Source organism: Pseudomonas sp. NPDC089428, assembly GCF_044749325.1.
Taxonomy (GTDB): domain Bacteria; phylum Pseudomonadota; class Gammaproteobacteria; order Pseudomonadales; family Pseudomonadaceae; genus Aquipseudomonas.
In genome coordinates this window covers 60,255-82,866 of record NZ_JBIVHT010000016.1, presented here as the reverse complement: position 1 = coordinate 82,866, position 22,612 = coordinate 60,255, and the positions used below count along the sequence as shown (strand labels likewise).

Annotated in this window: 22 protein-coding genes, 1 other RNA gene and 1 pseudogene; 9 read left to right on the top strand and 15 right to left on the bottom strand. The window is 63.3% G+C overall.

Annotation, left to right across the window (positions count from 1 at the left end):
- Nucleotides 1-2 precede the first annotated feature (2 nt).
- From ACIPZ5_RS23120 to ACIPZ5_RS23105, 4 genes are read right to left on the bottom strand one after another with little or no spacing between them, the layout of a single operon-like run.
- A complete protein-coding gene (locus ACIPZ5_RS23120; RefSeq protein WP_261942235.1) occupies nucleotides 3-485 on the bottom strand; it encodes a DUF4442 domain-containing protein in 483 nt (160 codons plus the stop codon).
- Nucleotides 482-1,681: a 2-octaprenyl-6-methoxyphenyl hydroxylase gene (ubiH, locus tag ACIPZ5_RS23115; protein WP_261942234.1), complete on the bottom strand. Its 1,200-nt coding sequence runs from the start codon at nucleotides 1,679-1,681 to the stop codon at nucleotides 482-484. Before ubiH ends, ACIPZ5_RS23120 begins: the two co-directional genes overlap by 4 nt.
- Nucleotides 1,678-3,012, bottom strand: coding sequence for a Xaa-Pro aminopeptidase (pepP, locus tag ACIPZ5_RS23110; protein WP_343599074.1), 1,335 nt, complete (start codon nucleotides 3,010-3,012; stop codon nucleotides 1,678-1,680). The genes ubiH and pepP overlap by 4 nt, the downstream gene beginning before the upstream one ends.
- Nucleotides 3,013-3,034: 22 nt before the next feature.
- Nucleotides 3,035-3,589 (bottom strand): YecA family protein, encoded by a 555-nt coding sequence (locus ACIPZ5_RS23105; protein ID WP_294335667.1) that lies wholly within the window; start codon nucleotides 3,587-3,589, stop codon nucleotides 3,035-3,037.
- Nucleotides 3,590-3,771: 182 nt separating this feature from the next.
- Between ACIPZ5_RS23105 and ACIPZ5_RS23100 the strand changes: the two genes are divergently transcribed.
- The 4 genes from ACIPZ5_RS23100 to ACIPZ5_RS23085 all read left to right on the top strand — a co-directional run bounded on the left by ACIPZ5_RS23100 (nucleotide 3,772) and on the right by ACIPZ5_RS23085 (nucleotide 5,133).
- Nucleotides 3,772-3,954: a TIGR02449 family protein gene (locus tag ACIPZ5_RS23100; protein ID WP_029886233.1), complete on the top strand. Its 183-nt coding sequence runs from the start codon at nucleotides 3,772-3,774 to the stop codon at nucleotides 3,952-3,954.
- The gene (locus ACIPZ5_RS23095; protein ID WP_261942232.1) at nucleotides 3,951-4,271 is read left to right on the top strand and encodes a cell division protein ZapA; all 321 of its coding nucleotides are present in this window, start codon (nucleotides 3,951-3,953) and stop codon (nucleotides 4,269-4,271) included. The genes ACIPZ5_RS23100 and ACIPZ5_RS23095 overlap by 4 nt, the downstream gene beginning before the upstream one ends.
- Nucleotides 4,272-4,288: 17 nt before the next feature.
- Nucleotides 4,289-4,468, top strand: a non-coding RNA gene (gene ssrS / locus ACIPZ5_RS23090) — 6S RNA.
- A gap of 56 nt (nucleotides 4,469-4,524) precedes the next feature.
- Nucleotides 4,525-5,133 (top strand): 5-formyltetrahydrofolate cyclo-ligase, encoded by a 609-nt coding sequence (locus tag ACIPZ5_RS23085; protein WP_261942231.1) that lies wholly within the window; start codon nucleotides 4,525-4,527, stop codon nucleotides 5,131-5,133.
- Nucleotides 5,134-5,153: 20 nt separating this feature from the next.
- Here ACIPZ5_RS23085 and ACIPZ5_RS23080 read toward each other — a convergent pair whose 3' ends face one another.
- On the bottom strand, nucleotides 5,154-5,303 hold the full coding sequence (locus ACIPZ5_RS23080) for a hypothetical protein (protein WP_177408540.1): 150 nt from the start codon (nucleotides 5,301-5,303) through the stop codon (nucleotides 5,154-5,156).
- 178 nt (nucleotides 5,304-5,481) lie between these two features.
- On the opposite strand from ACIPZ5_RS23080, the gene ACIPZ5_RS23075 reads away from it, so the two are divergent.
- Nucleotides 5,482-5,934, top strand: coding sequence for an EVE domain-containing protein (locus tag ACIPZ5_RS23075; protein ID WP_261942230.1), 453 nt, complete (start codon nucleotides 5,482-5,484; stop codon nucleotides 5,932-5,934).
- Nucleotides 5,935-6,105: 171 nt separating this feature from the next.
- On the opposite strand, the gene ACIPZ5_RS23070 is transcribed toward ACIPZ5_RS23075, so the two are convergent.
- Complete coding sequence (locus tag ACIPZ5_RS23070) at nucleotides 6,106-6,510, bottom strand: flagellar basal body-associated protein FliL (protein ID WP_060513239.1); 405 nt, start codon at nucleotides 6,508-6,510, stop codon at nucleotides 6,106-6,108.
- Between the two features lie 169 nt (nucleotides 6,511-6,679).
- On the opposite strand from ACIPZ5_RS23070, the gene ACIPZ5_RS23065 reads away from it, so the two are divergent.
- Nucleotides 6,680-7,657, top strand: a complete 978-nt coding sequence (locus ACIPZ5_RS23065; RefSeq protein WP_400810815.1) for an NADPH:quinone oxidoreductase family protein — start codon at nucleotides 6,680-6,682, stop codon at nucleotides 7,655-7,657.
- A 115-nt stretch (nucleotides 7,658-7,772) separates the two neighbouring features.
- On the opposite strand, the gene ACIPZ5_RS23060 is transcribed toward ACIPZ5_RS23065, so the two are convergent.
- The 5 genes from ACIPZ5_RS23060 to trxA all read right to left on the bottom strand — a co-directional run bounded on the left by ACIPZ5_RS23060 (nucleotide 7,773) and on the right by trxA (nucleotide 13,127).
- Nucleotides 7,773-8,423: a gamma-glutamylcyclotransferase gene (locus ACIPZ5_RS23060; protein ID WP_343599081.1), complete on the bottom strand. Its 651-nt coding sequence runs from the start codon at nucleotides 8,421-8,423 to the stop codon at nucleotides 7,773-7,775.
- A 246-nt stretch (nucleotides 8,424-8,669) separates the two neighbouring features.
- Nucleotides 8,670-9,638, bottom strand: coding sequence for a CDP-6-deoxy-delta-3,4-glucoseen reductase (locus ACIPZ5_RS23055; protein ID WP_261942228.1), 969 nt, complete (start codon nucleotides 9,636-9,638; stop codon nucleotides 8,670-8,672).
- Nucleotides 9,638-11,104: a 4-hydroxy-3-polyprenylbenzoate decarboxylase gene (gene ubiD / locus ACIPZ5_RS23050; RefSeq protein WP_060513169.1), complete on the bottom strand. Its 1,467-nt coding sequence runs from the start codon at nucleotides 11,102-11,104 to the stop codon at nucleotides 9,638-9,640. Before ubiD ends, ACIPZ5_RS23055 begins: the two co-directional genes overlap by 1 nt.
- A gap of 202 nt (nucleotides 11,105-11,306) precedes the next feature.
- A complete protein-coding gene (gene rho, locus ACIPZ5_RS23045) occupies nucleotides 11,307-12,566 on the bottom strand; it encodes a transcription termination factor Rho (protein ID WP_003253661.1) in 1,260 nt (419 codons plus the stop codon).
- Between the two features lie 231 nt (nucleotides 12,567-12,797).
- A complete protein-coding gene (gene trxA / locus ACIPZ5_RS23040) occupies nucleotides 12,798-13,127 on the bottom strand; it encodes a thioredoxin TrxA (RefSeq protein WP_085676410.1) in 330 nt (109 codons plus the stop codon).
- 243 nt (nucleotides 13,128-13,370) lie between these two features.
- Here trxA and ppx point away from each other — a divergent pair, with 243 nt between their 5' ends.
- The gene (gene ppx, locus ACIPZ5_RS23035; protein ID WP_400810814.1) at nucleotides 13,371-14,873 is read left to right on the top strand and encodes an exopolyphosphatase; all 1,503 of its coding nucleotides are present in this window, start codon (nucleotides 13,371-13,373) and stop codon (nucleotides 14,871-14,873) included.
- Here ppx and ppk1 read toward each other — a convergent pair.
- Complete coding sequence (gene ppk1, locus ACIPZ5_RS23030) at nucleotides 14,860-17,091, bottom strand: polyphosphate kinase 1 (protein WP_343599087.1); 2,232 nt, start codon at nucleotides 17,089-17,091, stop codon at nucleotides 14,860-14,862. The two genes, ppx and ppk1, sit on opposite strands and share 14 nt — an antisense overlap.
- 213 nt (nucleotides 17,092-17,304) lie before the next feature.
- On the opposite strand from ppk1, the gene ACIPZ5_RS23025 reads away from it, so the two are divergent.
- On the top strand, nucleotides 17,305-17,949 hold the full coding sequence (locus ACIPZ5_RS23025) for a DedA family protein (protein WP_261942225.1): 645 nt from the start codon (nucleotides 17,305-17,307) through the stop codon (nucleotides 17,947-17,949).
- Between the two features lie 501 nt (nucleotides 17,950-18,450).
- On the opposite strand, the pseudogene ACIPZ5_RS23020 reads toward ACIPZ5_RS23025, so the two are convergent.
- Nucleotides 18,451-19,077, bottom strand: a pseudogene (locus tag ACIPZ5_RS23020) (sterol desaturase family protein); the annotation flags it as partial.
- Between the two features lie 113 nt (nucleotides 19,078-19,190).
- Here ACIPZ5_RS23020 and elbB point away from each other — a divergent pair.
- Nucleotides 19,191-19,859, top strand: a complete 669-nt coding sequence (gene elbB, locus ACIPZ5_RS23015; RefSeq protein WP_400810812.1) for an isoprenoid biosynthesis glyoxalase ElbB — start codon at nucleotides 19,191-19,193, stop codon at nucleotides 19,857-19,859.
- Nucleotides 19,860-19,981: 122 nt separating this feature from the next.
- Here elbB and ACIPZ5_RS23010 read toward each other — a convergent pair whose 3' ends face one another.
- Nucleotides 19,982-20,431: a YaiI/YqxD family protein gene (locus ACIPZ5_RS23010; protein WP_060485674.1), complete on the bottom strand. Its 450-nt coding sequence runs from the start codon at nucleotides 20,429-20,431 to the stop codon at nucleotides 19,982-19,984.
- Between the two features lie 73 nt (nucleotides 20,432-20,504).
- Nucleotides 20,505-22,445 (bottom strand): FTR1 family protein, encoded by a 1,941-nt coding sequence (locus ACIPZ5_RS23005; RefSeq protein WP_343599092.1) that lies wholly within the window; start codon nucleotides 22,443-22,445, stop codon nucleotides 20,505-20,507.
- Nucleotides 22,446-22,612 lie beyond the last annotated feature (167 nt).

Genomic DNA, 22,612 nt, shown 5'->3' with positions numbered 1-22,612 from the left:
CCTTACGCCTGCCTCGCTTGCGGCTTGAGCCGCACGTATAGGGTTTTATCGACCCGTGCCACCAGCTCGCCGGCTTCGTCACGGATATCGACCTGCACACGGGGCAGGTATTTCTTGCCGCCGGCGGTCTGCTGGCGAATCTCATCCAGCAGCGCATCATCGACGTGGAATTCGGCGTAAACCGTGCTCTTGCCTGGGGCGATGAAGTCAATGCTGGCGGCCTTGTCCCAGACGATGTATTCGCGGCCCAGCTGCTCGATAAGCAGCAGCATGTAGAACGGGTCGACCATCGAGTACAGGCTGCCGCCAAACTGGGTGCCGACGTAGTTGCGGTTCCAGCGGGTCAGCTTCATGCGTACCTTGACGCTGCGCATGTCCGGGCTGATGTGCTGGATGCGGATACCGGCACCGATGTAGGGCGGGTAGAAGTTCAGCAGCCAGCGCAACATGCGCGCCCGGCGCGCCAGCCTGCGTGGGTTGCTCATGCCTGGCCCCGCGGGTCTGGGCGGGTACCCAGGCCCATGGCCTGCCGGGCGAACCAGCTTTTTGCCGGTGGCAGCAGGTCGAGCCCGAGCAGGCCGAGATTGCGCCCGGCCGCCAACAGCGGCTGATTGCTGCCGAACAGGCGAGTGACCTGGTCGGAGAAGCCGATGGTCAGCGCCTGGTCGAGACGTTGACGCTGGCGATAGGCCTGCAGGCTGGCCAGGTCGCCTGGATGCTGTGGGCCCGCCAACAGGGCATCGGCCAGCGACTGCACGTCACGCAGCGACAGGTTGAAGCCTTGGCCGGCGATCGGGTGCAGGCTGTGCGCCGCGTTGCCCAACACCACCAGGTGTGGCCGCACCTGCTCTTCGGCCTCGATCAGCGCCAGCGGATAGAGATGCCGCGCACCGACCTGGCGCAGGGCACCGAGGCGGTAGCCAAAGGCATCCTGCAACTCGCGCAGGAAGCTGCGCTCGTCGATCTCGGCCAGGCGCCGGGCATCCATCCCTTGCCGTGTCCAGACCAGCGCGCAGCGGTTTTCCGGCAATGGCAGCAAGGCCATCGGGCCTTGCTCGGTGAAGCGCTCGAAGGCTTGGCCACAGTGGGCCTCGCCAGGGGTGATGTTGGCGATCAGTGCGCTCTGTTCGTAGGGGGTACGGCGCACATGAATGCCCAACTGCTCGCGCAGACCGGAGCGGCCGCCATCGGCCAGCACGGCGAGGTCGCATTCAAGGCTGGTGTCGTCATCCAGCAGCAGGCGATAGCCACCCTCGATGGCCTGCATCGCCTTCACTTCGGCCGGGCAGCGCCAGCTCACCACCTCACTGTCCAGCCCCTGCCACAGGCATTGCCCGAGCCAGGCGTTTTCCACCACGTAACCCAGGGCCGGCACGCCTTCTTCCATGGCGTCCAGGCGGGTGGCGCCGAAGCGGCCACGGTCGGAAACCTGAATTTGCCGGATCGGCTCGGCGCGCGCGCTGATGGTTTGCCACAGGCCAAGGTGCTGGTAAATCTGCCGGGTGCCAAACGACAGCGCCGAAGAACGCGCATCGTAGCTGGGCTGGAAGCTGTCGCCGGGGGCGAACGGCTCGATCAGCAGGATCTTCCAGCCGCGCGCCTTGGCGCCGGCCTGCAGGGCCAGGGCCAGGCTCGCACCGACCAGCCCGCCGCCGATGATCGCCAGGTTGACCCGGCTCATGCCGCGTCCTTACGTGCAGCCTGCATCAGCGCCTCGATCTCGGCGACCGTGCGGGGTACACCCGACGTCAGGATTTCACAACCTTGCTTGGTCACTACCACGTCATCCTCGATCCTGATGCCGATGCCGCGCCATTTCTTCGCGACTTCCTGGTTGTCGGCGGCAATGTAGATGCCTGGCTCGACAGTCAGCGCCATGCCGGGCTCCAGCACCCGCCACTCGCCACCGACCTTGTATTCGCCGACGTCGTGCACATCCATGCCGAGCCAGTGCCCGGCGCGGTGCATGTAGAACGCCCGGTAGGCCTCGCTGTCGATCAGCGCCTGCACTTGCCCCTTGAGCAAGCCGAGATCCACCAGGCCTTCGGTGATGACCCGCACGGTCGCCTCGTGGGCGTGGTTCCAGTGCTTGCCTGGGGCAATCTCGGCAAAGGCAGCGGCCTGGGCCTTGAGCACCAGCTCGTAGATGGCCTTCTGCTCGGGCGAAAAACGCCCGCTGACCGGGAAGGTACGGGTGATGTCGCTGGCGTAGCAGTCGATCTCGCAACCGGCATCGATCAGCACCAGGTCGCCGTCCTTGAGCGGGGCATCGTTCTGCTGGTAATGCAGGATGCAGCCATTGCGCCCGGCGGCGACGATCGAACCGTAGGCCGGCATCTTTGCCCCGCCCTTGCGGAACTCATAGTCCAGCTCGGCTTCCAGGCTGTATTCGTGCAGCCCTGCGCGGCAGGCCTGCATGGCCCGCACATGGGCGCGCGCGGAGATCTCTGCGGCGGTACGCATCACCTTCACTTCCGCTGCCGATTTATACAGGCGCATGTCGTGCAGCAGATGATCCAGCGCAACGAACTCGTTCGGCGGCTGGGCGCCGAGGCGTGCCTTGGAGCGGATCACGTTGATCCAGTCCATCAGCCGGCGGTCGAACTCCGCATTGCTGCCCATGGCGCTGTAGACCCGTTCGCGGCCTTCGATCAGGCCCGGCAGGATCTCGTCGATATCGGTGATCGGGAACGCATCGTCCGCGCCAAAGTCACGGACTGCGCCTTCCTGGCCGGCACGCAGCCCGTCCCATTGCTCGCGCTCCGGGTTGCGCTCGCGGCAGAACAACACGTACTCGCCATGCTCGCGACCAGGGATCAGGGCAATCACCGCCTCGGGCTCGGGGAAGCCGCTGAGGTACTGGAAATCGCTGTCCTGGCGGTACACGTGCTCGACGTCGCGGTTGCGGATGGCAACGGCGGCGGCGGGCAGGATGGCGATGCTGTTGGGGACCATCTGCGCCATCAGCGCCTTGCGCCGACGGGCATACTCGGCCTTGGGTATGTGGCTCATGGGCAGAACTACCCCCGGTTGATCAGTGCAGCGAAGGTTTTGACGCGGGTGCGGCAGGCGCGGCCAGCTCCGTGTACAGCAGCAGCGGTGCGACGCGCAGGTACTCCATGACCTCCATGTAGTCGCTCTCGCCGTCTTCGGATTCTTCGAGTGCTTCCTGGACCTGGGAAATCGCCACCAGGTCCTGCAGCACTTCCTTGGCTTCGGTAGACAGGTCCTTGCCACCTGCGTTCAGGCCAAAACCGGTGATGAAGCCCTGGCACCACTGGCCCAGTGCCTCGGCGCGGTCAGCCAGTGCGGCATCGTCGCTAGGCAGCAGCAGGACGATGGCCATGTCTTCGCTGTTCAGCTCGCCCTTGACCATCTCTTGCAGGCCGATCAGGGCGTTGCGCACGGTGTCGCCGGGTTCGGTTTCCAGCAGTTGGGCGGCATCGGCCAGCCAGGCCTCGGCATCGAAGCCTGCACCGGCACAGCTGCGCCCGATCAACAGGCCATGCAGCTCGGCAGGGGTTACAGGGTGGCCATTGCTGGAGAGCAGCATGGCGAAGGCAACGTAAGGCGATTGAGTATTAGGCATGGTCGGCTAGGCGCCAGACGGCGCATTTGACTAGAATGAAGACCTTGTATCCTAGCACCGGCAGGCGCGCCAAGACCATCGGCACTGGCCGCCGCTACGCGGGGAGAGGCATCATCGCAGGGTGATTCAACGACGGAGCGAATCGAGTGCAACCCACGCAAGAGAACGACCTGCAAGCGCTGATGAGCCGATTCGAGTTGCTGATCGAACGCGTCGAGCAACTAAAACGGCAAAATGCACTCCTAGTAGCTCAGGAAAAATCCTGGCGCGAGGAGCGCGCCCACCTCATCGAAAAGAACGAGATCGCCAAGCGCAAGGTCGAGTCGATGATTTTACGCCTGAAGGCCCTGGAGCAAGACTCATGAGTTCAAGCAATAGCGTCACCGTGCAGATCCTCGACAAGGAGTATTCGATCATCTGCCCGCCGGAAGAGCGCAACAACCTGGTCAGCGCGGCGCGCTACCTGGATGGCAAGATGCGCGAGATCCGCAGCAGCGGCAAGGTGATCGGGGCCGACCGCATTGCGGTCATGGCGGCGTTGAACATCACTCACGAAATGCTGCACCGCCAGGAAGACCGCAGCGACGCGCCGGTGAGTGGCACCAGCCGTGAACAGGTACGCGACCTGCTGGAGCGGGTCGATCAGGCTTTGTCCGACGATGCGGGTACCAAAAACCCCTGAGATTGGTATACTGGCGCCACTCCCTGGGGGATGCGCCAGTCGGTTATGTCCCTGAGCCGATACGCACAACCACGGGGGTTGCACGCTGGGGCCGGTGTGCATGTCCGCCCGACGGAAAGCCTTAACGCCCCCTGCAATCTCCACCTTGAACTTTCGGGTTCAAGGGCTACACCGATAGCGGTCTTATCGGGGAGCCTGATTCTTCCTGCCCAGCGCTCAGCTGGGCAAACCGACACCTGGGATAGCCAGTGCCATGACCGAAACTGCGCCGCTCACCCGCCCCCAGCTTCGTCGCCTGCTACGCAACGCCCGCCGCGCCCTTACACCCGCCCAGCAACACCAGGCCTCACGCGGCCTGTACCGCCAGTTGGCGCAGCACCCTTTGTTCCGCCGCGCCCGGCATATCGCCCTGTACCTGCCCAACGACGGTGAAATCGACCCGCGCCTGCTGCTGCGCGAGGCCCAGCGCCGGGGCAAACGCACCTACCTGCCAGTGCTGCATGCCTGGCCGCGCACGCGCATGGTGTTCCAGCGTTTCGAACAGGGCGAAAAACTCAAGCGCAACCGCTTCCGTATTCCAGAACCATTGACCGATCGCAGGCGCCAGCGCCCGATCTGGTCGCTGGACCTGATCCTGTTGCCGTTGGTCGGTTTCGATGAAGTCGGCGGGCGACTGGGCATGGGCGGGGGGTTCTACGACCGCAGCCTGGCCTACCAGGCGCGCCGCAAGACCTGGAAGAAACCGCTGCTGCTGGGGCTGGCACATGAATGCCAGAAGGTAGAACGACTGGCACAAGCCAGTTGGGATGTACCACTGCAGGGCACGGTAAGCGACCGAGCCTGGTACCTGGCGCCGAACTGAGCGGCGTCAGCGAGGGGGCATCAACGTTGCTGCGGATTGGCGTCGACCGGAGTCTGATAGGCGGTATCCAGCTTTTTCTCCCAGATGCCCTGGGCATAACCGGTGGTGACCACACCCAGTCCAAAGATGAAGACCAGGATCCACAGTAGATCCGGTTTGCGTTGATTCATCGAAGAATGCCCCCCTAGGCATACGTTCAGGCTCGGCGACCTTCTAGGTGCCGCCGGAGCGTCTAGCTTTAAAATCGGCGCATTTTCCGACAACCTGAGTCGCCACGCAAACGTTGACGCCAACCGGCTGTCGGTTTCGTGCAACAGGTTATTTCAAACCTTTTCAGGAGCAGTATCCATGGCCTATTGGCTGATGAAGTCCGAGCCCGACGAGCTCTCGATCGAAGGCCTGGGTCGCCTGGGCGAGGCGCGCTGGGATGGCGTACGCAACTACCAGGCGCGCAATTTCATGCGGGCCATGAGCGAGGGCGACGAGTTTTTCTTTTACCACTCCAGCTGCCCACAGCCTGGCATTGCCGGCATCGCCCGGATCACGGCGGCGGCCTACCCCGATCCCACGGCGCTGGACCCGGAAAGCCACTACTTCGACCCCAAGGCCAATGCCGAGAAGAACCCGTGGAGCGCGGTGGACGTAGCCCACGTGAAGACATTCCGGCAGGTGCTGGGGCTGGGCTTGCTCAAGCAGCAGAGTGCGCTGGCAGAGTTGCCGCTGGTGCAGAAAGGCACACGGTTGTCGGTGATGCCGGTGACTGAAGAGCAGTGGGCGGCGATCATCGCCCTGGCGCGCTGAACGCACTCGCCGGCCCCGACGCATTTCCTGTGGGAGCGGGTTTACCCGCGAACACCGGCGGAGCCGGTGCCATAAACTGCGCTGGATTCTTCGCGGGTAAACCCGCTCCCACAGTGATCGCGCTAGCTTCAGCGTTTCGACCACATCCCCGAGGGGCCCGTGAGGTTCGACTCACTGCACAATCAGGTTATTGAACAGCAGATCCTCGACAATCGGCTTGCCCTCTTCCGCTTCCATCACCTGCTGCACCTGCTTCAACGCTTCCTGACGCAGCTTTTCCTTGGCGTCGACGTTGCTCATGGTCTCAACAGTCTGCTGGGTGAACAGTGCCACCAGCTGGTTGCGGATCAGCGGTTCCTGATGCTTGACCGCAGTTGCTGCGGCGTCGCCGGTCACACGCAGGGCCACATCGGCCTTGTACACGCGCAGCTTGGGGCTGCCATCGAGGGCGTAATTGCCGACGAAGGGCGGGCTCAGGGTGATATAGGAAACCTTCGGTTCCCCTTCCTTGGCTTCCTCGGCCATGGCCGCCGCTGGCAGCATCAGCGCCAGCACCATCAAGATCCACGCTTTCACGAATTCGCTCCTAGAAACAGTTGGCGCCAGCTTACCCAGCATGCCGCTCAAACCCAAGCCCGGGCTTATGCCAGCACTTATACCCGCACATCAGGGCCGGCCATGCTCGTTGACCCGGCAGGCGACCCTCCTACACTTATCGGCCACTACACGCAAAGGAATAGCCCCGATGAAAGCTGTGTTGTGCAAAACCCTGGGCCCGGCTCGCGACCTGGTACTGGAGGACGTGGCCAGCCCTGTACCGAAGAAGAACGAGATCCTGCTCGACGTGCAGGCTGCCGGGGTCAACTTCCCCGACACGCTGATCATCGAAGGCAAATACCAGTTCCAGCCACCCCTGCCGTTCTCCCCGGGCGGCGAGGCTGCAGGTGTGGTTGCCGCGGTCGGCGAACGGGCCGGCACCTTCAAGGTGGGCGACCGGGTGATGGCCCTGACCGGCTGGGGGGCGTTCGCCGAGCAGGTGGCGGTACCGTTCTACAACGTGATGCCGATTCCCGAGCACATGGATTTTGCCACTGCCGCCGCGTTCGGCATGACTTATGGCACCTCGATGCATGCGCTCAAGCAGCGCGGCCAGCTGCAACCCGGCGAAACCCTGCTGGTGCTCGGCGCATCGGGTGGTGTTGGCCTGGCAGCGGTGGAAGTCGGCAAGGCCATGGGCGCAAAAGTGATCGCCGCAGCCAGTAGCGCCGAGAAACTTGCCGTAGCCAAGGCTGCCGGGGCTGACGAGTTGATCGACTACAGCCAGGCCAGCCTCAAGGAAGAAATCAAGCGCTTGACCGGCGGCCAGGGCGTCGATGTGATCTACGACCCAGTGGGCGGTGAGCTGTTCGACCAAGCCGTGCGCGGCCTGGCATGGCAGGGCCGGCTGCTGGTGGTGGGGTTTGCCAGCGGGACCATACCGCAGATGGCGGCGAACCTGGTGCTGCTCAAGGGGGCGGCGGTGCTTGGGGTGTTCTGGGGCGCGTTTGCCCAGCGCCAGCCAGAGGACAATGCCGCCAACTTCCGGCAGTTGTTTGCCTGGCATGCCGAAGGCAAGCTGAAGCCATTGGTGTCGAGGACTTATCCACTGGCTGAAGCCGGGGCTGCAATTGAAGCGCTTGGGCAGCGGCGGGCTGTGGGTAAGTTGGTGGTGCTGGCCAATTAGGGAAGGCCCGGCCCTTTCGCGGGGCAAGCCCACTCCCACAGGTCCCTTACAATCCTGGACGTTTGTGAAGTACCTGTGGGAGCGGGCTTGCCCCGCGAAAGGGCCAGTCGCCCAATCAAAGTTCGCGCAGGTTATGGCAACGCCTGAACCGAGCCTCGAGGTTGCGATCCGGCATCTGGTGGCTGCGCAGCGCATGCAAGGTCTGCTCGACATAATCCCGTGTCGAGCCGTAACGCCCCTTGGCACTGGCCAGGATCTGGCTGAGCAAGGTATCCGGCAAATTGCCTGCATAGCATGGCAAGTGCCGCTCCAGCACAAACCCCAGCGCCTGCACCTTGCTGCCATCACCCAGCCGGCAACTGAGCCAGTGCGGCCGATAGGCCGGATAAGGCATCTCCCGCTGCCACAGGGCCATCAGCGAATCGTCCAGGTTGCTTTCATCCAGGCGGTAGGCAAAACCGCTGCAGGAGCCGCCGCGATCAAGGCCGAACACCAGGCCTGGCGTTTCCGGCGTGCCCCGGTGCTCGTGCGACCACAGGTACAAGCCGCGGTGATAACCATGTACTCGCGCCCGCTGGCGCTCCACAGAATTGCATTCCGGCCGCCAGATCAACGAACCATAGGCAAACAACCAGACGGGGCCACCTTCATGGCGAGACATGGTGGTTTGCATGGAGTTGAGCAATTGCTCACGGGTCAGTTGCTGACCGAAGTCGAGCGTCGGAGGATAAGCAACTTCCCAGGACAAACTTTCAAGTGCCGACATAAGCTGCCGCCATTATTCCCCGTGTACTACAGACGTAGCGAGAGTCGTGTGCCATGCGGCCTGCGCCGCCGCGCCAAGGGCGCCTGCATTAACCATAGGATAGAAACAGGAGAATGCTCAAGCCCTGGCGAGCAAGTTTCACGCACAGTTCCGACGACTGGGAATTATTATTCCGAAAGCGGTGAAAGTTAGTGGCTCAGGCGGTAATAATTACCGCCTTATACCCGCTACTTGAAACTTCGGTTATTAACCGCGTGGTGCGTAGGCAAACACATCGGCACGCATGCGGTGCGCATCCATGCCAGCCTCGACCAGGGCGTCGAGGGTGGCGTAGACCATGTTCGGCGAGCCGCTGGCATACACATGCACGCTATTGAGGTCTTTCACGTCCTCGCACACCGCTTCGTGCAGCATGCCGCAGCGCCCTTCCCAGCCACACAGGTCACTGACCACCTTGTGCAGGAACAGGTTGGGCAAGCGCTGCCATTCGGCCCAATGCTCGATTGTGTAGAAGTCTTCCGGACGACGCACGCCCCAGTACAGGTGCACCGGATGCTTGAAGCCTTGGGCACGGCAATGTTCGACCAGGCTGTGCATTTGCCCCATGCCGGTACCGGCGGCAATCAGCACCAGTGGCCCGTCAGGCAACTCGGCCAGGTGGGTATCGCCAAACGGCATTTCGATGCGCGCCACGCGGTCGCGTTGCAGCTGTGCCAGCAGTTGCTGGGCACTGGCCTCTCGGACCAGCACATGCAGCTCCAGATCTCGCCCGGAATGCGGCGCAGAGGCCAGCGAGAAGGCCGCCTGCTTGCCGCCCTCGCGCTCGATCATCAAGTACTGCCCGGCATGGTAACGCGGCGGCTTGCCGGCCGGCGCGCGCAAGCGCACGCGCCAGACGTCGCCACCGACCTCGACGCATTCGCTCACGCTGCACGCCAGCTTGCGCACTGGCAGCTCACCCAGGGCGAGCACGCCATCCCAGAGCAACACACAGTCCTCCAGTGGTTCGGCAATGCAGGTGAACAACTCGCCATGGTCACGGACTTCACCGTCCTGACGCACGCTTCCTTCGACCAACAACGCGGCGCAGACATGGCAATTGCCATTGCGGCAGCTGTTCGGGCAGTCATAGCCCAGCCGCCGCGCTCCATCCAGGATCCGTTCCCCGGGTTCGAGCGCCAGCACCGCCCCGGACGGCTGCAACGTTACCTGCATCAATCTATTCCCAACTGATCCCACAGCTCATCGATACGGCGGGTGACGGCCTCGTCCTTGACGATGACCCGGCCCCATTCGCGTGTAGTCTCGCCCGGCCACTTGTGCGTGGCGTCCAGGCCCATCTTCGACCCCAGCCCCGATACCGGCGACGCGAAGTCCAGGTAATCGATCGGCGTGTTGTCGATCATCACCGTATCACGCTTGGGGTCCATGCGCGTGGTGATGGCCCAGATCACATCGTTCCAGTCGCGGGCGTTGATATCGTCGTCGGTGACAATAACGAACTTGGTGTACATGAACTGTCGCAGGAACGACCACACACCCAGCATCACGCGCTTGGCGTGGCCTGGGTACTGCTTTTTCATGGTCACCACCGCCATGCGGTACGAGCAGCCTTCCGGCGGCAGGTAGAAGTCGACGATTTCCGGGAACTGCTTCTGCAGGATCGGCACGAACACTTCATTCAGCGCCACACCGAGGATCGCCGGCTCATCCGGCGGCCGGCCGGTGTAGGTGCTGTGGTAGATCGGCTTCTGCCGGTGGGTGATGCGCTCGACGGTGAACACCGGGAAGCTGTCCACTTCATTGTAGTAACCGGTATGGTCGCCATACGGGCCTTCCGGGGCCATTTCGCCCGGGTGGATCACACCTTCGAGGATGATCTCGGCGGTGGCCGGCACCTGCAGGTTGCTGCCACGGCACTTGACCAGCTCGGTACGGTTGCCGCGCAGCAGGCCGGCGAAGGCATACTCGGAAAGGGTGTCCGGCACTGGCGTCACGGCGCCAAGGATGGTGGCCGGGTCAGCGCCCAGGGCCACGGCGACCGGGAACGGCTGGCCCGGGTTCTTCTCACACCACTCGCGATAATCCAGGGCGCCGCCACGGTGGCTCAGCCAACGCATGATCACCTTGTTGCGGCCGATCACCTGTTGGCGGTAGATACCCAGGTTCTGGCGGTCCTTGTTCGGGCCGCGGGTCACGGTCAGGCCCCAGGTGATCAGCGGCGCCACGTCGCCCGGCCAGCAGTGCTGGATCGGCAGCTGGCCGAGGTCGACATCATCGCCCTCGACGACCACTTCCTGGCACACCGCGTCCTTGACCACCTTCGGCGCCATCGACACGACCTTCTTGAAGATCGGCAGCTTGGACCAGGCGTCTTTCAGGCCTTTTGGCGGCTCAGGCTCCTTGAGGAAGGCCAGCAGCTTGCCGATCTCGCGCAGTTCGTCGACCGACTCGGCGCCCATGCCCATGGCCACGCGTTCGGGCGTGCCGAACAGGTTGCCCAGCACCGGGATGTCGAAGCCCGTGGGCTTTTCGAACAGCAACGCCGGGCCCTTGGCGCGCAGGGTGCGGTCGCAGACCTCGGTCATTTCCAGGACTGGGGAAATCGGAACCTGGATGCGCTTGAGTTCACCGCGCTGCTCCAGGCCACGGATGAAGTCGCGCAAATCGCGATACTGCATGCATGAGCCTCGTTTTGGCCGTATCGGTCGGGGTGCAGAGTGTAGCGCCGTTCGGGCTTTATTTGGGCCAAAAATGCGTTGGGGCCGCTTCGCGCCCCTTCGCGGGCAAGCCCGCTACCACAAGGATCGCATTGAACCTGTGGAAGCGGGCTTGCCCGCGAAGGGGTGCGAAGCAGCCCCAATCAATTCCGGCTTGAAGTGCTTACTTGCGCTTCATCGACAGGAAGAACTCGTCGTTGGTCTTGGTCTGCTTGAGCTTGTCGACCAGGAACTCGATGGCGGCGATCTCGTCCATCGGGTGCAGCAGCTTGCGCAGGATCCACATGCGCTGCAGTTCGTCGTCGGCAGTCAGCAGCTCTTCGCGGCGGGTGCCGGAACGGTTGATGTTGATGGCCGGGAAGACGCGCTTCTCGGCGATACGACGGTCCAGGGGCAGCTCCATGTTGCCGGTACCCTTGAACTCTTCGTAGATCACTTCGTCCATCTTCGAGCCGGTTTCGACCAGCGCAGTGGCGATGATGGTCAGCGAACCGCCTTCCTCGATGTTACGCGCGGCGCCAAAGAAGCGCTTCGGCTTCTCCAGGGCGTGGGCGTCGACACCACCGGTCAGCACCTTGCCAGAGCTCGGGATCACGGTGTTGTAGGCACGTGCCAGACGCGTGATGGAGTCCAGCAGGATGACCACGTCCTTCTTGTGCTCGACCAGGCGCTTGGCCTTCTCGATGACCATTTCGGCAACCTGCACGTGGCGGGTTGGCGGCTCGTCGAAGGTCGAGGCAACCACTTCGCCGCGCACGGTGCGCTGCATTTCGGTCACTTCTTCCGGGCGCTCGTCGATCAGCAGGACGATCAGGTGGCACTCGGGGTTGTTACGGGTGATGTTCGCCGCGATGTTCTGCAGCATGATCGTCTTACCGGCTTTCGGCGGAGCGACGATCAGGCCACGCTGGCCTTTGCCGATCGGGGCGCACAGGTCGATGACGCGACCGGTGAGGTCTTCGGTGGAGCCGTTACCGGCTTCCATCTTCAGGCGCTTGTTCGGGAACAGCGGCGTCAGGTTTTCGAACAGGATCTTGTTCTTCGCGTTTTCCGGGCGGTCGAAGTTGATGGTGTCGACCTTCAGCAGGGCGAAGTAACGCTCCCCTTCCTTCGGTGGGCGGATCTTGCCGACGATGGTGTCGCCGGTACGCAGGTTGAAGCGGCGGATCTGGCTTGGCGAGACGTAGATGTCGTCGGGGCCGGCCAGGTAGGACGCATCAGCCGAACGCAGGAAACCGAAACCATCCTGGAGAATCTCCAGCACGCCGTCACCCGAGATCTCTTCGCCGCTTTTCGCATGCTTCTTCAGCAGGGCGAAAATCACGTCCTGTTTGCGCGAACGGGCCATGTTTTCGATGCCCATCTGTTCGGCCATTTCCAAAAGATCGGTAATCGGCTTTTGCTTGAGTTCAGTCAGGTTCATAAGGGGAATGACGTAATCATGTAAGAAGGGAGAATTAAGCTTTGGCTTAATGAAGCCGCGCCGCTAGATGGCGACAGGATCGCGTACTGATTCGAATTAGGGATGCTTCGGCGACGGCGTGCAGAGGGCACTGGAGAAGCAGTGCGAGGCCGAATGTAACACTTGCTTTTTTCTGCGTCTAGTGCTCTGAAAAAGAAAAACCCCGCATTTGCGGGGCTTTTTCACATCACCTCACAGGTGGGCGTCGAGGAACGCGGCCAGCTGCGATTTGGACAGGGCGCCGACCTTGGTGGCTTCGACGTTGCCGTTCTTGAACAGCATCAGGGTCGGGATACCACGCACGCCGTGCTTGGCTGGGGTTTCCTGGTTGTCGTCGATGTTCAGCTTGGCGACAGTCAGTTTGCCCTCGTAGGTAGCGGCGATGTCGTCCAGAACCGGAGCGATCATCTTGCATGGACCGCACCATTCAGCCCAGTAGTCGACCAGCACCGGGCCTTGAGCCTGCAGGACTTCGGCATCGAAGGTGGCGTCGGTGACGTGTTTGATCAGATCGCTGCTCATGGATATCTCCAGGGTCGTAAGCAAAAAAACGTGGCCCATGATAGCCGTACCCAGGCCCTACAGGAAGTCACGGACGATTGAGTGTAACTATAGTTGTGCAAGACGCCGCGAATCGAAACTGTCACACAAGTGTCATAGCATTGGAATGGCACATTGCCTTGCATCAAGGCCCGGTGTGGTGCGCGTTGGCGTCAGCCAAGGATCGTGGCACGATTGCCGGGTTACCGACCGAGAACACACAGAATGCCGCATACTTCCGCGAAGAACCTGTCCCTGATCGCCGCCATCGACCTGGGCTCCAACAGCTTCCACATGGTCGTGGCCAAGGCACACCACACCGAGATCCGCATTCTCGAGCGGCTCGGCGAGAAGGTTCAGCTGGCCGCCGGCATCGACGATGAGCGCAGGCTCAGCGAAGAAGCCATGGAGCGAGGCCTGGAATGCCTCAAGCGTTTTGCCCAGCTGATCAACGGCATGCCGGCAGGCTCGGTGCGCATCGTCGGCACCAACGCCCTGCGCGAAGCGCGCAACCGCAACGAATTCATCCAGCGTGCCGAAGCCATCCTCGGCCACCCGGTGGAGGTCATCTCCGGCCGTGAAGAGGCGCGCCTGATCTACCTCGGCGTGTCGCACACCCTGGCCGACACCCCCGGCAAGCGCCTGGTCGCCGACATCGGCGGCGGCAGTACCGAGTTCATCATCGGCCAGCGCTTCGAACCGCTGCTGCGCGAAAGCCTGCAGATGGGCTGCGTGAGCTTTACCCAGCGTTACTTCCGTGACGGCAAGATCACCCCGGCGCGCTATGCCCAGGCCTACACCGCCGCACGCCTGGAGCTGATGAGCATCGAAAACGCCCTGCATCGCCTGACCTGGGACGAGGCCATTGGCTCGTCCGGCACCATCCGCGCCATCGGCGCCGCGATCAAGGCCGGCGGCCTGGGCAACGGCGAGGTCAATGCCGAAGGCCTGGCCTGGGTCAAGCGCAAGCTGTTCAAGCTGGGCGAGGTCGACAAGATCGACTTCGAAGGCATCAAACCCGACCGGCGCACCATCTTCCCGGCCGGCCTGGCGATTCTCGAGGCGATCTTCGACGCCCTGGAGCTGCAGCGCATGGAACACTGCGACGGTGCCCTGCGCGAAGGCGTGCTGTTCGACCTGCTTGGCCGCCATCATCACGAGGATGTGCGCGAGCGCACCCTCAACTCGCTGATGGAGCGTTATCACGTCGACCAGGGGCAGGCCGCGCGCGTCGAGCGCAAGGCCCTGAATGCCTTCGACCAGGTGGCCGAGGCCTGGCAGCTTGAGGAAGGAAACTGGCGCGATCTGCTGGGTTGGGCGGCGAAAATCCACGAAATCGGCCTGGATATCGCCCACTACCACTACCACAAGCACGGTGCCTACCTGATCGAGCACTCCGACCTGGCCGGGTTCTCTCGCGACGAGCAGCAGATGATGGCCCTGCTGGTACGCGGCCATCGCCGCAACATCCCCAAGGACAAGTTCACAGAATTCGGCGACGACGCCGTGCAACTGATTCGCCTGTGCGTGCTGCTGCGCTTCGCCATCCTGTTCCACCACATCCGGGGCAACCAGCAGATGCCCAAGGTAGAGCTGCGGGCCGGCGAAAACAGCCTTGAAGTGGTATTCCCGGAAGGCTGGCTGGAGCAGAACCAGCTGACCCAGGCCGACTTCGCCAACGAGGCGGAGTGGCTGACCCGGGTCGGCTTCGTCCTCAGCGTACGTTGAGGACCGGGTTGCTCAGGCGCTCCAGCAGGGTCGCCTGGGCACTGCGCGGGTTCTGGTTGCCAGTCGGGGTGCTGCGTACGTAGCGCCCGTCAGGCTGCAGGGTCCAGGCGTGGGTGTTGTCGGTCAGGTAGCCTTCGAGCTCCTTCTTCACCCGCAGCAGCAGCTTCTTGCCCTCTACCGGGAAGCACGTCTCGACGCGCTTGTCGAGGTTGCGCTCCATCCAGTCGGCGCTGGACAGGTAGATCTGCTCTTCGCCGCCGTTGAGGAAGTAGAACACCCGCGTGTGCTCGAGGAAGCGGCCGATGATCGAGCGCACCTGGATGTTGTGCGAAACCCCCGGAATACCTGGGCGCAGGCAGCACATGCCGCGCACCACCAGGTCGATCTTCACGCCCGACTGGCTGGCCTTGTACAGCGCCTTGATGACCTTGGCGTCGGTCAGCGAGTTGAACTTGGCAATGATGTGCGCGGGCTTGCCTTCCAGGGCGAACTGGGTCTCCCGGGCGATCATGTCGAGCATGCCCTTCTTCAAGGTAAACGGCGCGTGCAGCAGCTTCTTCATGCGCAGGGTCTTGCCCATGCCGATCAGTTGGCTGAACAGCTTGCCGACGTCCTCGGTAAGGGCGTCGTCGGAGGTCAGCAGGCTATAGTCGGTGTACAGCCGGGCGTTGCCGGCGTGGTAGTTGCCGGTACCCAGGTGTGCGTAACGCACGATCTCGCCCTGCTCGCGGCGCAGGATCAGCATCATCTTGGCGTGGGTCTTGAAACCGACCACACCGTAGATCACCACCGCACCGGCGGCCTGCAGGCGGCTGGCCATCTGCAGGTTGGACTCTTCGTCGAAGCGCGCGCGCAGCTCGATCACCGCGGTGACCTCCTTGCCGTTACGCGCCGCATCCACCAACGCGTCGACGATCTCCGAGTTGGCCCCGGAGCGGTACAAGGTCTGGCGCACGGCGAGCACGTGCGGGTCCTTGGCGGCCTGGCGCAGCAGGTCGATCACCGGGGTGAAGGACTCGAACGGGTGCATCAGCAGGATGTCCTGCTTGCCGATCACGCTGAAGATGTTGTCGGCGTTCTGCAGCAGCTTGGGGATGGCCGGGGTGAACGGCGTGTACTGCAGCTCCGGATGGCTGTCGAGGCCGGTGATGCTGAACAGGCGGGTCAGGTTGACCGGGCCGTTGACCTGGTAGAGCTCGCTCTCGCTCAGGCTGAACTGCTTGAGCAGGTAATCCGACAGGTGTTTCGGGCAGGTGTCGGCCACTTCCAGGCGCACGGCATCGCCGTAGCGGCGCGAGAACAGTTCACCGCGCAGGGCCCGGGCGAGGTCGTCGACTTCTTCGGAATCCAGCGCCAGGTCGGCGTTACGGGTCAGGCGGAACTGGTAGCAACCCTTGACCTTCATGCCCTGGAACAGGTCATCGGCGTGGGCGTGGATCATCGACGACAGGAACACGTAATTGTCGCCTGGGCCACCGACGTCTTCCGGCACGCGAATGACGCGCGGCAGCAGGCGGGGTGCCGGGATGATCGCCAAACCGGAATCGCGGCCAAAGGCGTCGACGCCTTCGAGCTCGACGATGAAGTTCAGGCTCTTGTTGACCAGCAACGGGAACGGGTGGGTCGGGTCGAGACCGATCGGGGTGATGATCGGCGCGATCTCGTCGCGGAAATAGCGGCGCACCCAGGTCTTGAGCTTCGGCGTCCAGTAACGGCGACGAATGAAGCGGATGGCGTGCTTTTCCAGCTCAGGCAGCAGCACGTCGTTGAGGATGGCGTACTGGCGCTCCACCTCGATGTGCACCAGCTCGCTGATGCGCGCCAGTGCCTGGTGCGGCTGCAGGCCGTCGGCGCCGGCAAGTTCGCGGGCGAAGTTGATCTGCTTCTTCAGGCCGGCGACGCGGATCTCGAAGAACTCGTCGAGGTTGCTGGAAAAGATCAGCAGGAATTTGAGGCGTTCGAGCAGCGGATACGATTCGTCCAGCGCCTGCTCCAGCACGCGGATGTTGAATTGCAGCTGCGAAAGTTCGCGATGAATGTACAGGCTGCTGTCGTCCAGGCTCGGGACGGCGATGGCCGGCGCCGGCGTGGGGGCCGGGGCGGGGGCTTCGACCACCGGCTCGGCAACCTCGGGCAGGTCCGGCGGGGTCTGTACCATCTCTTCGGGGACTGCCTGGGCATCCTTGATCGCGACAGGGGTTAGCACTTCATTATTCATCTGACGTTCCTGAGGACGTTAACGCCCTATGATCAATTGAGCGGCAAGATAAGCGTCCATTATGACGGCTGTGTTACAGCTTCGCGCAAGGCGCGGCTTGAGGCTGCCGGTATTGTCCGTGTAGGAATTGTTCACGTCGAGACACATTTGGACACTTTCACGAATGCGCGCGAAGGGGTAGGCTGCGCGTTCATTTCGCCAGCACCTCAGAAAATGCTCCAACAATTCCTGCAGGATTTCGGCTACTTTGCCCTTTTTCTAGGCACCTTCTTCGAAGGCGAGACCATTCTGGTACTTGCGGGATTCCTTGCGTTCCGCGAATACATGGACATCAAGCTGGTGGTCCTGGTGGCCTTCTGTGGCAGCTACGCCGGCGACCAGCTGTGGTACTTCATGGGCCGGCGGCACGGGCGCAAGATCCTCGCGCGCAAGCCGCGCTGGCAGGCCATGGGTGACCGGGCACTGGAGCATATCCGCCGCCACCCGGACATCTGGGTGCTGAGCTTCCGCTTCGTCTATGGCCTGCGCACGGTGATGCCGGTGGCCATCGGTCTGTCCGGCTACCCGCCGCGCCGCTACTTGCTGCTCAACGGCATCGGCGCCGCCGTATGGGCCCTGGCGCTGGGCCTGGCGGCCTACCACTTCGGCGCCATCCTCGAAGGCATGCTGGGCAGTATCAAGAAGTACGAGCTATGGGTGCTCGGCGGCCTGTTGCTGCTGGGTGGCCTGCTGTGGCTGCGCCGGCGCTTTCGCACCATCCGCGCCGAGCGCCGCGCGGCGGCAGAGGAACAGCCCGCCAGCACTGAGCAGCAGGTAAACACCGAGAAGCAGCCAGAACACGGGCACGACCACCGCTAAGCCCAGCGTGCCGGCCAGGTACAGCGCCGGCACCAGCGTCAGCAGGCGCGCCAGCTCCAGGCGCACCGCCCACGGCCGGTTTTCCAGGGCCGCACCCAAGACGAACAAGCCAAATGCCATCAGCGACCAACCGAGCACCAGGGCGGCGCTCGGCACACGCTCGGCCACGTCCATCAGGTAGCTGCCCAATGCGATGTAGACGACGAACTGCGCCGCCACGTACACCTGCCACGCCCGGCCGAGGGCAATCTCGAACTTGCGGAACAACGCCAGGTTCTGCTTCGCCTGTGGATAAGCCGCCGCGACATCGGCCGGGCGCCAGCCGGTGGGCATGAACCAGATGCGCAGCTTGTCCTGCCAGCGGCGGGTGCGGCGGGCATCGCTGCACAGCTGGGCATAGAACTGCAGGTTGGCCCACAACGGGTTCCAGCTGGCCAAGGGCGTGGTCACGCCGAACACAACGGGCTCGGCCGGGTCCTCTTCCTTGAACGTGCCGAACAGGCGATCCCAGACAATGAACACACCACCGTAGTTGCGATCCAAGTAAGCAGGATTCTGCGCATGGTGGACGCGATGGTTGGACGGCGTGATCAGCACCCACTCGAGCCAACCCAGCTTGGGGATGTGCCGGGTGTGCACCCAGAACTGGTACAGCAGGTTCAGCGACGCCACAGTGATGAACACCACGGGCGGCACGCCGACCAGCGCCAGCGGCAAGTAGAAGATCCACGAGAAGATGAAACCGCTGCTGGTCTGGCGAAGGGCGGTGGTGAGGTTGTACTCCTCGCTCTGGTGATGCACCGAATGCGCCGCCCACAGCACGTTGCGCTCATGGCCCAGGCGGTGCAGCCAGTAGTAGCACAGGTCGTACAGCACGAAGGCCAGCAGCCAGACCCACAGGGCGTTCTGCGGCAGGCGCAGCAGCGCCAGGTGCTCCCAGGCCAGCGCATAGGTCAGCAGCCCTACCCCTTTGGTCAACAGGCCGGTGCTGGTGGACAGCGCACCGGTGCTGAGGCTGTTGATCGAATCGGCCAGGGTGAAGTTGCGCTGGCCACGCACGCGGTCGGCGACCAGCTCCACCGCGATCAGCACGAAGAAGAACGGCACGGCCAGCAGAATCAGGTCCATGGGCAACGCTCTCGATGGTTATCCACAGAGATTAGGATGCGCCCGCCGTAATCCCTATGGCCACATCTGCCAAACTAGAGGACATTTAGCGCCTCGAAAATGGAGTAATGAGCATGACCAAGAAAGTAGCGGTGATTCTTTCCGGCTGTGGTGTGTACGACGGTGCCGAAATCCACGAAAGTGTGATCACCCTGCTGCGCCTCGACCAGCGTGGCGCACAGGTGCAGTGCTTTGCGCCGAACATCGCGCAGATGCACGTGATCGACCACCTGACCGGTCAGGAAATGCCCGAATCACGCAATGTGCTGACCGAGTCGGCGCGCATCGCCCGCGGCGAGGTGAAGGATATCCGCGAAGCCAAGGCCGAGGATTTCGACGCGCTGATCGTGCCGGGTGGCTTCGGTGCAGCGAAGAACCTGTCCAACTTTGCCGTGGCTGGCAGCGAATGCACGGTGAACCCGGATGTACTGACACTGGCCGAAGCCTTTGCCGAAGCCTGCAAGCCGGTCGGCCTGATCTGCATCTCGCCGGCACTGGCGGCGAAGATCTATGGCCCGGGGGTGATCTGCACCATCGGCAATGACGCGGGCACCGCGTCGGCCGTGGAGAAAATGGGCGGCAAGCATGAAGAATGCGATGTACATGACATCGTCGAAGACAGCCAGCGCAAACTGGTCACCACCCCAGCCTACATGGTTGCCAAATCGATCAGCGAAGCCGCCGGTGGCATCTACAAGCTGGTCGACCGGGTGCTGGAACTGACCCACGAAGGGGAGCAGTAAGGGCCTGCTGCGCTGGCCATCGCCGCCAAGCGCAGTCCAGGGATTGCGCATGACTAGAGCAGAATACGGTCGGTGTGGGAGCCGCGCTTGCCGGCGATGGGCTGCAAAGCAGCCCCAGGCCACTACTTGGTCAAGCGGGTCAGGATGCGGTCCAGGGCATTGGCAAACGCCTGTTTCTCGCGTTCGCCATAGGGCGCCTGCCCTCCCCCGACCTGGCCCTGCTCGCGCAGCTCGGTGAACAGGTTGCGCACCGCCAGGCGCTCGCCCATGTTGCGTTCGTCGAACTCGCGGCCACGCGGGTCCAGGGCTGCCACGCCCTTCTTGATCAGGCGGTCGGCCAGCGGCACGTCGCTGCAGATCACCAGCTCGCCAGGCACGGCGTGCTCGACCAGGTAATCGTCGGCTGCGTCCATGCCGCTGGGCACCACGATCAGGCGCACAATCGCGAAGGCCGGCTTGGCCACGGCCTGGCCGGCGACCATCACCACCTCGAGCTGGCGCTTGAGGGCGAATTTGACGATCAGGTCCTTGGCTGCCTTGGGGCAGGCGTCGGCGTCGATCCAGATGCGCATTCAGTCAGATCTCTTCATTCCTGCACTGGCCTCTTCGCGGGCAAGCCCGCGAAGAGGCCAGCAGCATCAACCTTCAAACGGTAGCCCGCCGCTTCTCGGCCAGGCGACTACGCCCATACAACACCAGAATGGCCAGCAGCGCCACCGCCTGTGCACTCAGCGAGTACACATCGGGGTGAATCCCCAACCAGTCAAATTCGAAGAACGCCACCGGCCGCGTGCCCAGCACGCCCGCCTCCTGCAGCGCCTTCACGCCATGCCCGGCGAACACCACCGACAGCGCGCACAACAGCCCGGCGTTGATGCTAAAGAACAGCGACAGCGGCAACTTCGCCGACCCACGCAGGATCACCCAGGCCAGGCCCACCAGCAGCACCAACGCCGTTGCGCCGCCGGCCAGCACCGCCTGGTGACCAGCTGGGCCAGCCTGCAGCCACAGGGTTTCGTAGAACAGAATCACTTCGAACAGCTCGCGGTACACCGAGAAGAACGCCAGCACGGCAAAACCGAAGCGCCCGCCGCCACTGACCAGGCTGCTCTTGATGTAGTCCTGCCAGGCGGCAGCATGGCGGCGGTCGTGCATCCACACCCCCAGCCACAGCACCATGACGCTGGCGAACAAGGCCGTGCTGCCCTCGAGAAGCTCACGCTGTGCACCGCCGACGTCGATCACATAGGCCGCCACGGCCCAGGTGGCAAAGCCGGCGACCAGCGCCAGGCCCCAGCCGATATTGACGCTGCGAATGGCCGTTTGCTGGCCAGTGTTGCGCAGAAACGCCAGCACAGCGGCCAGTACCAGGATCGCCTCCAGGCCCTCACGCAACAGGATCAGCAGGCCGGAAATGAAGCTCAGCGACCAGCTCAGGCCATCGCTGCCCAGCAGCTTGGCCGCCTGGCCGAGCTTGGTTTTGGCATCGGCAAGACGCTGTTCGGCCTGGGCGACTGGCAGGCCGTCCTGCAGGGACTGACGGTAGGCCATCAGGGCCTTTTCGGTGCTCTTGCGCGCTTGCGTGTCGATGTTGTCCAGTGAGCTTTCGACCAGCTCGAAGCCTTCCAGATAGGCCGCTACGGACAGGTCGTAGGCCTGGTCACGGTCGCCTGCACGGTAGGCCGCCAGGCTTTTGTCCAGGGTGCTGGCAGTGTATTCGAGCAACTGCGACGGGCCGCGCTTGACCAGCGGCGGTTGGGCGCGCTGGGCGCGGAACGCCTCGACCACAGCGTCACCTTCATTGGCGGCGACTTCGGCCGGGGTCTGACGAGCCAGGTCAGCGATGTTCCAAGTCTTGTCGCCTTTGGCGGCTTCTGGCTTGGCAGTGAAGCTGGCGATGTAGGCAGCCACATCCCAACGCTGGCGCTCATCCAGCTGGTCGGCGAACGACGGCATCTCGGTACCGTCTATGCCCAGCGCCAGGGTGTTGTAGAGGTCGAACAAGCTCAACTGGTCGAGGCGTGCGGTGTCACGCAGGTTGGCCGGTGCTGGCTCCAGGCCCACGCCCGCCGGGCCGTCGCCTGCGCCGGTGTCGCCGTGGCAGATCGAGCAGTTCTGCGCATAGAGCGAGGCGCCACGGGCCGGGTCCGGCGTGATCACCGGGGCCTGGCTGACCTCATAGGCCACCGCCAGGCGCGCGCCCAGCTGGCGGGCCTGCCTGGCTACCGCTGCGCCGTCCTGACGCTGGTCGATGGCCTGACGCAGTGCTTGTACACCTTGCTGCAGACCGGCTTGCTCGGCGTTGGCCGGCAGGCCTTGGACCAGGTCGGCCAGTACGCCGCTGAATTCCTGCTGCTCACGGTATTCACCGTCGTCGATCACCTTGCCGTTGTCCACGGTCGGCGGGTAGTCGGCCCCAATGTAGTCCAGCAAATGCAGGGCTTTGGCAGCCTCGGCGGGCGCTTCGGCCTGCGCCAGGGTGCTGCACAGCGCCAGCACCGGGCCAAGCAGTACAGCCGGCAACCAGGCGAGCAGACGGGAACGGGTTTTCATGGCCAGTCTCGGTGGGAATGCGAAAGAGAACATTGTTCACTTCCACTTTGCTTCTCTCAAGGGTTGTGGCGGGATTTCATGAAAAATCTTGAGACAAATCTGATGAAGTGAGGGAAAGGGATGGCGGCTGGGGAATGCAGTGGATTCTTGAGGTGCCTGGCGGGAGATTGGGTGGGGGCTGACAGGGGCCTGCCTTGGCT

Bases quoted from the DNA above. Each gene is read 5' to 3' on its own strand.
- ACIPZ5_RS23065 (WP_400810815.1), top strand. From the start codon at position 6,680: ATGAAAGCTGTGTTGTGCAAAACCCTGGGCCCGGCTCGCGACCTGGTA.
- ACIPZ5_RS23100 (WP_029886233.1), top strand. From the start codon at position 3,772: ATGAGCCGATTCGAGTTGCTGATCGAACGCGTCGAGCAACTAAAACGG.
- pepP (WP_343599074.1), bottom strand. From the start codon at position 3,012: ATGAGCCACATACCCAAGGCCGAGTATGCCCGTCGGCGCAAGGCGCTG.
- ACIPZ5_RS23055 (WP_261942228.1), bottom strand. From the start codon at position 9,638: ATGCAGGTAACGTTGCAGCCGTCCGGGGCGGTGCTGGCGCTCGAACCC.
- rho (WP_003253661.1), bottom strand. From the start codon at position 12,566: ATGAACCTGACTGAACTCAAGCAAAAGCCGATTACCGATCTTTTGGAA.
- elbB (WP_400810812.1), top strand. From the start codon at position 19,191: ATGACCAAGAAAGTAGCGGTGATTCTTTCCGGCTGTGGTGTGTACGAC.
- ubiD (WP_060513169.1), bottom strand. From the start codon at position 11,104: ATGCAGTATCGCGATTTGCGCGACTTCATCCGTGGCCTGGAGCAGCGC.
- ACIPZ5_RS23120 (WP_261942235.1), bottom strand. From the start codon at position 485: ATGAGCAACCCACGCAGGCTGGCGCGCCGGGCGCGCATGTTGCGCTGG.
- ACIPZ5_RS23105 (WP_294335667.1), bottom strand. From the start codon at position 3,589: ATGCCTAATACTCAATCGCCTTACGTTGCCTTCGCCATGCTGCTCTCC.
- ppx (WP_400810814.1), top strand. From the start codon at position 13,371: ATGCCGCATACTTCCGCGAAGAACCTGTCCCTGATCGCCGCCATCGAC.
- trxA (WP_085676410.1), bottom strand. From the start codon at position 13,127: ATGAGCAGCGATCTGATCAAACACGTCACCGACGCCACCTTCGATGCC.
- ubiH (WP_261942234.1), bottom strand. From the start codon at position 1,681: ATGAGCCGGGTCAACCTGGCGATCATCGGCGGCGGGCTGGTCGGTGCG.
- ACIPZ5_RS23060 (WP_343599081.1), bottom strand. From the start codon at position 8,423: ATGTCGGCACTTGAAAGTTTGTCCTGGGAAGTTGCTTATCCTCCGACG.
- ACIPZ5_RS23005 (WP_343599092.1), bottom strand. From the start codon at position 22,445: ATGTTCTCTTTCGCATTCCCACCGAGACTGGCCATGAAAACCCGTTCC.
- ACIPZ5_RS23010 (WP_060485674.1), bottom strand. From the start codon at position 20,431: ATGCGCATCTGGATCGACGCCGACGCCTGCCCCAAGGCAGCCAAGGAC.
- ppk1 (WP_343599087.1), bottom strand. From the start codon at position 17,091: ATGAATAATGAAGTGCTAACCCCTGTCGCGATCAAGGATGCCCAGGCA.
- ACIPZ5_RS23025 (WP_261942225.1), top strand. From the start codon at position 17,305: ATGCTCCAACAATTCCTGCAGGATTTCGGCTACTTTGCCCTTTTTCTA.
- ACIPZ5_RS23080 (WP_177408540.1), bottom strand. From the start codon at position 5,303: ATGAATCAACGCAAACCGGATCTACTGTGGATCCTGGTCTTCATCTTT.
- ACIPZ5_RS23085 (WP_261942231.1), top strand. From the start codon at position 4,525: ATGACCGAAACTGCGCCGCTCACCCGCCCCCAGCTTCGTCGCCTGCTA.
- ACIPZ5_RS23075 (WP_261942230.1), top strand. From the start codon at position 5,482: ATGGCCTATTGGCTGATGAAGTCCGAGCCCGACGAGCTCTCGATCGAA.
- ACIPZ5_RS23095 (WP_261942232.1), top strand. From the start codon at position 3,951: ATGAGTTCAAGCAATAGCGTCACCGTGCAGATCCTCGACAAGGAGTAT.